We start from the raw sequence: 10,333 nt of genomic DNA on the forward strand, positions 1-10,333 counted from the left end.
GAACCGGGCTGCAGCCCGTGGTCCACGACCACGGCCGACGCCGCGACGCCGAGCTTCGGCGCCTCGGAAGCGACGGCCGCGGTCAGCGCGAGGGAGTCCGCCCCGCCGGACAGACCGATCACGACCGGGGCCGTGCGACCTTCGAGCGCGAGGCGCACGGCGCGGCGGATCTCGGCGACAGCGGGGGCGAGGCTCGGACGGGGCTCCACCCCACCCACGCTAGCCGCGCTGCGATCTGCACAACTCCTGCTCAGATCGCTTCCACCGCCTCCACCGGCCGGTTTCGCGCCCATTCAGGCGGAGTTACGCAGGACCTCCCCCGAGTAGGCTGTTTCGCGGTATCCACCCGTTCTTCCGAAGGAGCAAACATGGGCGCGTACGACGCCGTCATCGAGATCCCGCGGGGCAGCCGCGTCAAGTATGAGGTCGACCACGGCACCGGCCGCGTGTTCCTGGACCGCGTGCTGTTCACGCCGATGGGCTATCCCGCCAACTACGGGTTCTTCGAGGACACCCTCGGCGAGGACGGCGACCCGCTGGACGTGCTGCTGCTGCTCGACCGCGACCTGTACCCCGGAGTCATGGCGAAGGTACGCCCCGTTGCCGTGCTGAAGATGCTCGACGAGGCCGGCGGGGACGACAAGGTCGTCGCGGTGCTGGCGAAAGACCCGCGCTGGGCGCACATCCAGGACGTCGGTGACCTCGACGACTGGACCAAGGGCGAAATCACCCACTTCTTCGAACACTACAAGGACCTCGAGCCCGGCAAGTGGGTCAAGGTGGACGAGTGGGCGGACGCCGCCGTGGCCGAGCGCCTGGTCGCGGAAGCGTTCCAGCGTTTCCAGGAGGAAGGTCACCAGACTGCGACGCAGGGCGAGGGCCACGCACCGAAGACCATCTGAGCAATCGTCGCGGTCAGTAGACGTTGACGCCGTGCTGCAGCAACACGGGTGCGGGGTCGACGCGGACGCCGCCCTCGTAGACCTCGAAGTGGAGGTGGCAGCCGGTCGAGGCACCGGTGTTGCCGACGTAAGCGATGAGTTGCCCGCGGCTGACGCTCTGGCCATAGCTGACGTTGTAGCCGCCGTTGGCGATGTGGGCGTAACCCGTGATGGTGCCGTCGCCGTGGTCGACCTTGATGTAGTTGCCCCACCCCTCCCCCCAGGCGGCATAGACGACACGACCGAAAGTGACCGCATAGATGGGCGACCAGCACGCGGTCGCGAAGTCGATGCCGCGGTGACCGGTGACGCACACGCCGTTGCCGCAGATGGTGCCCCGGTTTCCGAACCAGGAACTGATGTAGCCGGAGGTGGGGCGCACCCAATCGCCGGTCCCAGCCTCGCCGCCGGTACCACCACCGCCTCCAGCACTGCGGCTGCCGCCGCTGCTGGCAGCGGCGGCAGCAGCGGCGTCTTCGGCAGCCTTGCGGCGCGCTTCCGCTTCTGCAGCCTTGCGCGCCTCTTCGGCCTTGCGGGCGGCTTCGACGCCGGCCTGGTAGTCGGCGATCGTCTTTGTGGTGGTGTCCTGAAGGGCCGCCAGCTGGGCCTGCAGGGTGCCGAGGTTCTCGGTCTGGGCGTCCAGGGCCGCCTGAGCGGCCACCGCGGCATCCTGCGCGGCGACCATCTTCTGCTCGGCCTCTTTCTGCAGGCGATCGCGCTCGTCCCGGGCGACCTGCGCCTGGTTGTAGAGGTTCGTGGCGTTGTCGCGGGCACTCACCGCGTCGGCGTAGACGCCGCGGTTGGCTTCGACGAGGCGGTCCATCGTGCCGAGCTTGGCGAGGAGGTCGTCGGCGCTGGCCGCCGAGCCGGAGAAGAAGAGCTCGAGCGCGGCATCGTCGGCACCGGCGCGATACTGCTGGGCGGCGAGGCGGCCGAGCTTCTCCGCGGTGGCCTGTGCCCGTTCGGCTTCGGCGTCGGCCTGCGCCTGCAGCGAGGCGGCGTTGTCTGCGGCGGCCTCGAAAGCCTCTTGCGCCGCGAGGTATTCGCCGGCGAGACGATCGGCCTCGGCCTGTTTGGCGGCGACGTCGGCCTGCAGCGAGGCGATGAGTCCCTGAATGCGGGCGACCTCCGTGGCTTTCGCGGCCTCGTCGTTCTTCGCACGCTGTACGTCGTCCCATGAGGGGTAGTCGGCGGCGAACGCCGTGGGCGCGATGGCGAGGCCCAGAGCGCCGAGGCTCAGGATGCCGACGCCACCAAGCCCGAGCGCCATGCGGCGGCTCACCGGACCCTGCAACGCGCGGTGTTCGCGCGGGGTGGGCGCACAGCCGCAGTCGCTCGGCAAGACCGGCTCGTCGTGCTCCACGTCCCTCCCCTTACTCATATCGACAGCCCCATCAGACGGGTTGACCCTCGCCACACTACAAGATCCGCCATATCGGCCCAGGTGGACAGGGATTCTGGTCGCGCGGTGGCGTGCGCGTCCCATCCTGACGCGGGCGCGGCGTGGAGTCGGCATCCCACGCCCTCGATTTCCGAATCGGAGGGATGATGCGTATGCTTGAGCGTCGGTAAGAATGAGCCTCCGGGTTCGCTCGGCCCCATCGTTTAGCGGCCTAGGACGCCGCCCTTTCACGGCGGTAGCACGGGTTCGAATCCCGTTGGGGTCACTCTCTCCGGAACACAACTGAACAAGCATGGCCCTGTAGCGCAGTTGGTTAGCGTGCCGCCCTGTCACGGCGGAGGTCGCGGGTTCAAGTCCCGTCAGGGTCGCTCTGAGCGACGGGCCCTTTGTCTTCTGTTGAAGCCCAGGGCCTTTCGTCTAGGACATGGCGATCTTCGGACGCCATGCGGCTCTGTAGCTCAGTTGGTAGAGCGCACGACTGAAAATCGTGAGGTCACGGGATCGACGCCCGTCGGAGCCACACGGATGATCGTTACAGTCATCCCAGAAACCCTCGCCTAGCTTCTACATGGCGGGGGTTTTGCTTTTCCCTGGTGAGCGCTGGTTTTCGAGGCTGGTCGTTGAGCGCGTGTACGGCGGGCAGTAGCCCTCGGAGCCTGGCAGTCTTCCGGACGGTATGACGAGCCAGGCTCACGTGTTTCTACAGCCGGGTGACGCGCCCCTGGACAACGGCCTCGACGCGCCGCACCCAGTCGCCACCGTTCGAGTAGCACCACCGCAACAGCATCGCTCACCCAGAGCAACGGCCTATCCTGCGGCGCCACGTGCTCGTACCGAAGGTCTGACGCGGGGTGCGCTCGAAGCGCAGCGACGATCAGCTGCCGATCGGCACGCTCCAACGAGGCGTCACGTTCGATCACGAGATGAGCGACTCCGTCTCGGAGGGCTGCGTCCGTGAGGGCAGACAGGCACAAGGGCCGCGCCTCTCGGTGGGGATGCCGCGCACGAGCCAAACCGACACCCGCACGTCGAGTTCGCACAGCCGCGCAAGAAGCTCGCAGCTGGTTGATGAACGTGCCGGGCATCTCCCGCAGCAGGTCCGGGGACGCTTGGGCGACGTGGTCTTCGAGGAAACGGGCAGGGTCGATATCGTGGGGTGCGACGGTCATCGTCGGGGTCCTTTCGAGATGGATGTGAAGAGTTCTCTCGAAGGATCACACGGTGACCGTCGCCACGTGTACAGCGACGCGGCCACCCGATCCGTACACCACGCTATTGGACGCAACCCTGATCCTGGCGGGGCGACAGCTTCGCTCCTCCGCCGGCAGGTCTAGCCTCAGGGTCATCCCCACCTTTCGTTTAATGAAGTGTCGAGCTTCTCTCATCGCCGTCGAGCAGCCCGCACATCGAGGAAGCTCCCTCCCTCGGTTACGCTCGGGCAATGGACTGGGTCGATGACGCGGCGCGCCAACTCGAACGGGTGCTCGGCGACCCCCTCGCGGACTCGATGCGTGGTGCTGTGAGAATCGTGCGGGCGAGCGAGCCGAAGAGCCGCGGCAAGTATCAGGAGTGCGAGCTCGTGGTCGTGACCGAGGCCGACGGCATTCCCGAGACGCTCGTGCGCACCGCGGTGGTGACGTCACTGGTTCACTGGCCACGCGTCGGTGCAGTGCTGCCCGCGTTGATCTCGCGCACGGATCCCACGCGCATCGAGGTCGATTGGGACGCGCTCGCCCGCTGAGATTCGGCCGCTCTCCCGTCACCCCACCCGCTCGCGTAGCCGCCGAGCGTCGTAGACGGCGTGCCCCTCGCCGTCGTTGTTGAAGTACGCCAGCACGTCGTGGCCACCGGCACGCCACTCGCCGATGCGCGCCGCCCACCAGTCGAGGTCAGCATCCGAATACCCACCGGCGTAGAGATGCTCGCGGTCCGGACCGTGGAAACGCACGTAGACGAGACGGGCAGTCGCCCGCAGCTCGCACGCCAGTCCGGCCCCGCTCATGACGCAATAGGTGGCGCCGTGCGCTTCCAACATTGCGAACACATCGTCATGCACCCAGGATGGATGCCGCAGTTCGACCGCCGCGACCCGGGCGCCCGGAACGGCACCCAGCAGCCGTTCCAGCCATGCGTCGTCCCGCTCTCGGCTGGGCGGCAACTGCAGCAGCAGCGGTCCCGCGAACGGGCCGAGCCCCGACATCCCCTCTGCCAGTCGCGCCGTCCACCTCGCGGGGTCGAGGCCTACGCCGGCATGCGTGAGCCCGCGCGGGGCCTTGACGGTCATGAGAAAACCGTCGGGCAACCGCCGGGCCCAGGACCGGAACGCCGCCACCCGCGGCCAATGGTAGAAGCTGGAGTTGAGCTCCACCGTGTCGAACGCGGCGGTGTACGCGTCGAGCCGCCCCGCCGGGCTGGTGCCCGGCGGATAGAGATGGTCGCGCCAGTGGTCGTAGCTCCAGCCCGACGTGCCGATGCGTACCGCGGCCACGTCAGCCGCCCGCCACCTGCGCCCGGTACAGCTCCGCCAGCCGACCGCGCTGGTGTGCCCGCCGCTGCCGCGCCGCGCCCGTCCCGAGACGGCACAGGTCGGCGAGGAAGCCGTCGACGATCCGGTCCTCCCCCGGCTGCAGCTGCGCGCCGATGAGCTCGCGCAGAGCGTCGGCGACGGCGACGGCGGGCACCGGATGCCCCGTCCACGGGTCGACGAGCGAATCCGTCATGCCGTGGCGCGCGGCGTGCCACTGCGCGGCATCCCATCCCTCGTATCGCTGCGGCCGCGGCGTGTCGCGCGCGAACCCCATGACGACGAGGGCGCGGATGATGACGGCGAGCGCGACCGACGACGTGGGCTCGAGCTGCGCGTCGCACACCCTCACTTCGAGCGTCGGATGCGACCGCGACAGGCGGGCGTGCCAGTTGATCGTCCCGGCGTCGGATGTCGCGCCGACACCCGCCAGTCGCTCCAGCGCCTCGTCGTACTCCGCGGCGTCGGCGAAGAACGGTGGCGTGGAATGCGTCGTCCATCGCCTGCTGTGGATCGCCCGCCAGCTCGCGAAGCCGGTGTCGTGTCCCTGCCAGAACGGCGAGTTCGCCGACAGCGCGAGCAGCACCGGCAGCCACGGTCGCACGAAGTTCGACGCGCGCACTCCCGCATCTCGATCGGGGATGCCGACGTGAACGTGCAACCCGTTGAGTTGATGCTCCGGCGCAAGGCCGGCGATGTCTCCCGCGATCAGGGCATATCGTCCCCTCCACGCGGCGACGGCCTCCGCGGTGAGAAACGGCGTGCCCGCCGCAGCGACGATCACACCGGCGTGCTGCGCCCACGCAGCGAGCTCGCCACGAAACGCCAGCAGCGCCTGCAGCGCCTCGTCGCTCGTCGTGCACACCGGCGTCGCGAACTCGATCTGGGACGGGAAGAACTCGCGCGCCACCAATCCGGGGCAGCGACTGGCGAGCTCATCGACGGCGTCGAGTCCGAGATCCACGGTGCGCAGCGACCGCGGGTCGAGCAGGACGAACTCCTCTTCCATCCCGAATGTCGCCGCATGCGACTGCTCCCGGGAGTCCTCCGGCAGTCCCTCCCGGGATTCGTACTGCGCGGCGGTCGGCAGTTCAAGATAGGTCACGCCTCCCATGACACCGGCAGGAAGCGCCGCGGAACAGGGGCTTGACACGCGATGCCGCGCCGCTCGATCTCGACGCCTCGACCCGCCGATGGGCGTTCGCTGCCCTGAGGTCCACCTACGATGAGGAGGGGCGCGGGGGCGCCGGACAGGGGACGAACCGTCATGCGCATCATCCGGACGGGCATCGTGCTGGCCATCGTGGGTCTCGTGGCGTCGGGGCTGACCGCATGCTCCGGCGAGACGACGCCGACCACGACGGATGCCGACGCGAATGCCATCCCGACCCCCGCACCGACTCCGCTGACTCCCGCGGAACAGCTTCTGGCCGACAACGCCGACGTCGCCGGGGCCTGCGCTGTGACGTTCTCGCTGGACGGCACGACCCTCGATCCGCAGTTGCAGATCCAGGACCGCCTCTACGACCACCTCCCGATCCCCCGCGCCGAGGGCCGGGCCTTCGCGGGCTGGTACGTCGACGCCGGGGCGGCGGCCGCGGCATCCGCCGATCCCGCCGCGAACGCGGGAGATCCCGCCACCCGAGTCAACGGCTCCGATCTCGTCGCCTGCCCGGACCAGCAGCTCATGCTCTACGGAGCATGGACCACGCCCGAGGCGGTCACGGCGGCGAATGCCCGCATCCCGATTCTCATGTACCACCAGTTCACGGACAAACCCGAGGGAGAGAGCGGCTGGCTGCGCGGCAACTACTCCTACATCGAGGACTACCGCGCCGCCATGCAGTACATCAGAGACTCGGCGTTCTATCTTCCGACCTGGGACGAACTGAGCGCGTTCATCGACGACGCCCTGTACCTGCCCGATCACTCGGTCATCGTGACCGACGACGACGCCGACCCCACGTGGCTCACGATGGCCTCACCGATCAACGAGCAACTCCAAGTCATGGCGACCTCCTTCGACATCACGGGCGACGGCGCCGCAGAGCAGAACCGGTTCATCCTGCCGCGCTCGCACACGCACGCCATGCACAGCGCCGGAGCGAACGGCAAAGGGCTCATGCTCAACCTTTCGCCCGAAGAGATCGCCGCCGACATGGAAGCCTCTGCCGCGGCGCTCGGCGGCGTCAAGGAGGTCATGGCGTATCCGTTCGGTCACTACGACGACCGCGCGAAGCAGGGCCTCACGATGGCGGGGTTCGAGATGGCGCGCACGATCGAGCAGGGCTACGTGAAGGTCGGCACCGACAAGCTCGCACTCCCCTGCGTGCGCATCAACTTCGGCATGGGCGTCCCCGCGCTCAAGGACCTCATCGGGTGATCGGCTCACCCGCCCCGAAGGGCCTCGCGCGCGCCGTCGGCCGCCCGGGCGGACGTACCCTGGAACCATGACTTCGGACTCCCCCATCACAATGTTCGGCGCCGACTGGTGTCGTGACTGCCGTCGCACGAAGGCACAGCTCGATGCCCTCGGCATCCCCTACACCTACGTCGACCTCGTCGCGGACCCGGCGGCTGCCGACGTGGCACGCGAGATCTCCGGCCGCACCAACATCCCCGTCGTCGTGTACCCCGACGCGACGCACCACGTCGAGCCGAGCAACGCCGACGTCGAAGAGAAGCTGCGCGAGCTCGCCCTCATCTAGCTCGAAAGTCTCGCCACCATGGGCAGGCTTCCTCGCCCCCACGGCGCGGCAGCGCCCCTGAAAAGCTGACGCGGACCCGGGTTGCGGTCCGTCGTCGAGCCGCCATCTTTCGACCGGTCGAAACGTAGCGGCTCGGTCGCAACGTAGCGGCTCGGCGTATGCTGAGCGCGCCCAGTGGATTCGAAGGAGAATGCCGTGGCCACCACCGCAACCGCGAGTGCCGTACCGCGCCCGGCGCACGATGACGGCATCGCCGAGAGTGAGCGGGCGTCGCTGGATGCCGCGATCACGAGCCTCGAGACCGGTGCGCGCACCTGGAGCCTGCTGACCCTCGGGCAGCGCCACACACTGCTCCGCCGCGTGCGCGCCGCGACGGCGGCCGTGGCCGAAGAGTGGGCCGATACGGCGGCGACCTCGAAGGGGCTCGCCCCCGGGCATCCGCTGCGGGGCGAGGAGTGGCTGTCGGGTCCGTACGCGGCGCTCGTCGCGCTCGACGCCTACGCCGACACCGTCGGGGCGCTCGCCGCGGGACGCTCTCCCCTCGACGACGTGCGGTTCGGGTCCACTTCTTCGGTGGCGCTGCCGCGCCGTGGGGCGAGGAAACCTGCCCACGGTGGCGAGACTTTCGGATCCGCCCCGGCCACGCGCACCGTGGTGCACACCTCACCACTGAACGCGACCGATCGCCTGCTGCTGTCGGGATACTCCACCGAGGTGTGGCTGCAGCCGGGGATCACGGCCGCAGAGGCCCGCCGCACGGCGGGGCTCGGCCAGCGCAGCCCGTCGGCATCCGGCGGGGTCGGGCTCGTGCTCGGGGCGGGGAACATCACCGCCATCCCGTTCCTCGACGTGCTGTACGAGTTGCTCGCCGCAGGCCGGGTCTCGATCCTCAAGGTCAACCCGACGCAGGACGCGCTGGTGCCGGTGTTCGAGCGCGCACTCGCACCGCTGATCGGCCCGGGATTCCTGCGAATCGTACGCGGCGGCGGCGAGGTCGGCGGCTATCTCACTCGGCATCCGTCGATCTCGCACGTCCACATCACCGGGTCGGAGGCGACCTTCCGCGCGATCGTGTGGGGCAAGGGAGCGGCCGCGAAGCGTCGACGGCGCGAGGGGCGACCGCAGCTGAAGAAGCCCATCTCGGCCGAGCTCGGCGGGGTCTCGCCGATCATCGTCGTGCCGGGCGAGTGGTCGCGCGCCGACCTGCGGTTCCAGGCGGAGCACGTCGTCACGATGCGGCTGCACAACAGCGGGCACAACTGCATCGCCGGTCAGGTCGTGCTGCTCTCGCGGGACTGGGCGCAGCGCGCAGAGTTCCTGCACGAGCTGCGCGCCGCGTATGAGCGGGCGCCGTCGCGGCCGGTGTGGTATCCGCACAGCCGGAGCCGGCTCGACGCCGCCGCGGCCGCCTACCCCGACGCGGCCTGGTGCGCGGGCGGCACGCGGGCGCTCGTCGAGACGCCGGCATCCGAAGCCGCGGCGTTGGAGACGACCGAGTACTTCGCGCCGGTGCTGGGTGTCGTGGCGCTGGGTGGAAACGGGCAGGAGTTCCTCGATGCCGCCGTCGCCCACGCGAACGAGAAGCTGACCGGCACGCTCGGCGCGAACGTGCTGATCGACCCCACGACGCAGGCGGCGCTCGGCGACGGGTTCGAGCATGCGATCGCCGAGTTGCGCTACGGCACCGTCGCCGTCAACGCATGGACCGGATTCGGCTTCCTCACCCCGACCGCGGCGTGGGGCGCGTTCCCGGGCGGCACGCTCGAACATGCCCCGAGCGGCATGGGCATCGTGCACAACGCACTCCTGCTCGACGGCGTCGAACGCACGGTCCTGCGCGGACCGTTCCGGCCGTTCCCGCGGTCGGTGTCGTCGGCGCGGTTCTCGGCGCGGCGCGGCTTCGGCCTGTCGGTGCTCCCCAAGCCGCCGTGGTTCGTGACCTCGCGCACCGGCGCCGCCGTCTGCGAAGGTTTGACGCGATTCCGCATCGACGGCGACTGGGTGAAACTCTCGGTCACCCTCGCGAAGGCCTTCGGCGCGTGAAAGCTCCCGCGCGGGGTATGGCCTCCGAGGCCGACTACGTCGTCGTCGGCGCCGGGTCGGCGGGCGCGGCGCTGGCGGCGCGGCTGAGCGAGGATGCCGGGGTCAGCGTCATCCTGCTCGAGGCGGGACCGGTCGACCGTGCGCTCGAACTGCACATCCCCGCGGCGTTCTCGAAACTGTTCCGCGGTCGCTACGACTGGAACTACGACACGGTGCCGCAGCGCGAACTGGAAGGTCGCACGATCTACTGGCCGCGCGGCCGGACCCTCGGCGGGTCGTCGTCGCTCAACGCCATGATGTGGGTGCGCGGCTTCGCCGCCGACTACGACGAGTGGGCGACGGTCGCCGGCGACACCTGGTCGTGGCGGTCCCTCGCGCCCCTGTTCGCGCGCATCGAGCGCACGCAGGATCCTGCCGATCCGACGCAGGGCGCCGCCGGCCCGCAGACGGTCGAGCACCAGCGTGATCCGCGCCCGCACACGGCAGCGTTCCTCGCCGCGGCGCGCGAGCTGCGGCATCCGGTCACCGCCGCGAACCTCCCCGCCGGTCAGGGCTTTTCGCAGACGATGGTCACGCAGCACCGCGGTACCCGGGCATCGACGGCGGACGCCTACCTGAGGCCGGGCGGGCGGCGACGCAACCTGCGGGTCATCACCGACGCGCTCGTGCGACGCGTGACCTTCAGCAGCGCGGGTGGCGCGGCGGACGCCGGGAC

At 69.6% G+C, this 10,333-nt stretch carries 10 protein-coding genes, 3 tRNA genes and 1 pseudogene; 9 read left to right on the forward strand and 5 right to left on the reverse strand.

All coding sequences use genetic code 11. The features are described from left to right. Positions 1-209: ATP-binding protein (locus tag WBP48_RS12515; protein WP_424440907.1), on the reverse strand; the 209-nt coding region annotated here is incomplete at its 3' end. Positions 210-368: 159 nt separating this feature from the next. Between WBP48_RS12515 and WBP48_RS12520 the strand changes: the two genes are divergently transcribed. Continuing rightward, positions 369-902: an inorganic diphosphatase gene (locus WBP48_RS12520; RefSeq protein ID WP_424440909.1), complete on the forward strand. Its 534-nt coding sequence runs from the start codon at positions 369-371 to the stop codon at positions 900-902. 13 nt (positions 903-915) lie between these two features. Here the strand turns inward: WBP48_RS12520 and WBP48_RS12525 are convergent, their stop codons facing one another. Next, a complete protein-coding gene (locus WBP48_RS12525; RefSeq protein ID WP_424440911.1) occupies positions 916-2,304 on the reverse strand; it encodes a peptidoglycan DD-metalloendopeptidase family protein in 1,389 nt (462 codons plus the stop codon). A gap of 231 nt (positions 2,305-2,535) precedes the next feature. Here WBP48_RS12525 and WBP48_RS12530 point away from each other — a divergent pair. The 3 genes from WBP48_RS12530 (at position 2,536) to WBP48_RS12540 (ending at position 2,863) form a co-directional block, all read left to right on the forward strand. Continuing rightward, positions 2,536-2,608 (forward strand) — tRNA-Glu (locus WBP48_RS12530). Positions 2,609-2,637: 29 nt separating this feature from the next. Then, positions 2,638-2,711 (forward strand) — tRNA-Asp (locus tag WBP48_RS12535). 79 nt (positions 2,712-2,790) lie between these two features. Next, a tRNA-Phe gene (locus tag WBP48_RS12540) sits at positions 2,791-2,863 on the forward strand. A 523-nt stretch (positions 2,864-3,386) separates the two neighbouring features. Here the strand turns inward: WBP48_RS12540 and WBP48_RS12545 are convergent. Continuing rightward, positions 3,387-3,512, reverse strand: a pseudogene (locus WBP48_RS12545) (IS256 family transposase); the annotation flags it as partial. Positions 3,513-3,784: 272 nt separating this feature from the next. On the opposite strand from WBP48_RS12545, the gene WBP48_RS12550 reads away from it, so the two are divergent. Next, on the forward strand, positions 3,785-4,084 hold the full coding sequence (locus WBP48_RS12550) for a hypothetical protein (protein WP_424440913.1): 300 nt from the start codon (positions 3,785-3,787) through the stop codon (positions 4,082-4,084). Positions 4,085-4,102: 18 nt separating this feature from the next. Here the strand turns inward: WBP48_RS12550 and WBP48_RS12555 are convergent, their stop codons facing one another. Both WBP48_RS12555 and WBP48_RS12560 read right to left on the reverse strand, forming a co-directional pair. Then, positions 4,103-4,831 (reverse strand): DUF72 domain-containing protein, encoded by a 729-nt coding sequence (locus WBP48_RS12555; protein ID WP_424440915.1) that lies wholly within the window; start codon positions 4,829-4,831, stop codon positions 4,103-4,105. A gap of 1 nt (position 4,832) precedes the next feature. After that, positions 4,833-5,972 carry a carboxylate-amine ligase gene (locus WBP48_RS12560; protein WP_424440917.1) on the reverse strand — a complete coding sequence of 380 codons (1,140 nt, stop codon included), beginning with the start codon at positions 5,970-5,972 and terminating at the stop codon, positions 4,833-4,835. Positions 5,973-6,134: 162 nt separating this feature from the next. On the opposite strand from WBP48_RS12560, the gene WBP48_RS12565 reads away from it, so the two are divergent. The 4 genes from WBP48_RS12565 to WBP48_RS12580 form a co-directional block, all read left to right on the forward strand. Next, positions 6,135-7,250 carry a polysaccharide deacetylase family protein gene (locus WBP48_RS12565; RefSeq protein WP_424440919.1) on the forward strand — a complete coding sequence of 372 codons (1,116 nt, stop codon included), beginning with the start codon at positions 6,135-6,137 and terminating at the stop codon, positions 7,248-7,250. Between the two features lie 67 nt (positions 7,251-7,317). Beyond that, entirely contained in the window at positions 7,318-7,575 is a 258-nt protein-coding gene (locus WBP48_RS12570; protein ID WP_424440921.1) for a glutaredoxin family protein, read from the forward strand. A gap of 195 nt (positions 7,576-7,770) precedes the next feature. After that, positions 7,771-9,618: an aldehyde dehydrogenase family protein gene (locus WBP48_RS12575; RefSeq protein ID WP_424440923.1), complete on the forward strand. Its 1,848-nt coding sequence runs from the start codon at positions 7,771-7,773 to the stop codon at positions 9,616-9,618. A 17-nt stretch (positions 9,619-9,635) separates the two neighbouring features. Further along, positions 9,636-10,333 (forward strand): GMC family oxidoreductase (locus WBP48_RS12580; protein ID WP_424440925.1); only part of this gene is annotated, 698 nt, incomplete at its 3' end.

This window comes from Microbacterium sp. (assembly GCF_049661145.1).
Lineage (GTDB): Bacteria > Actinomycetota > Actinomycetes > Actinomycetales > Microbacteriaceae > Microbacterium.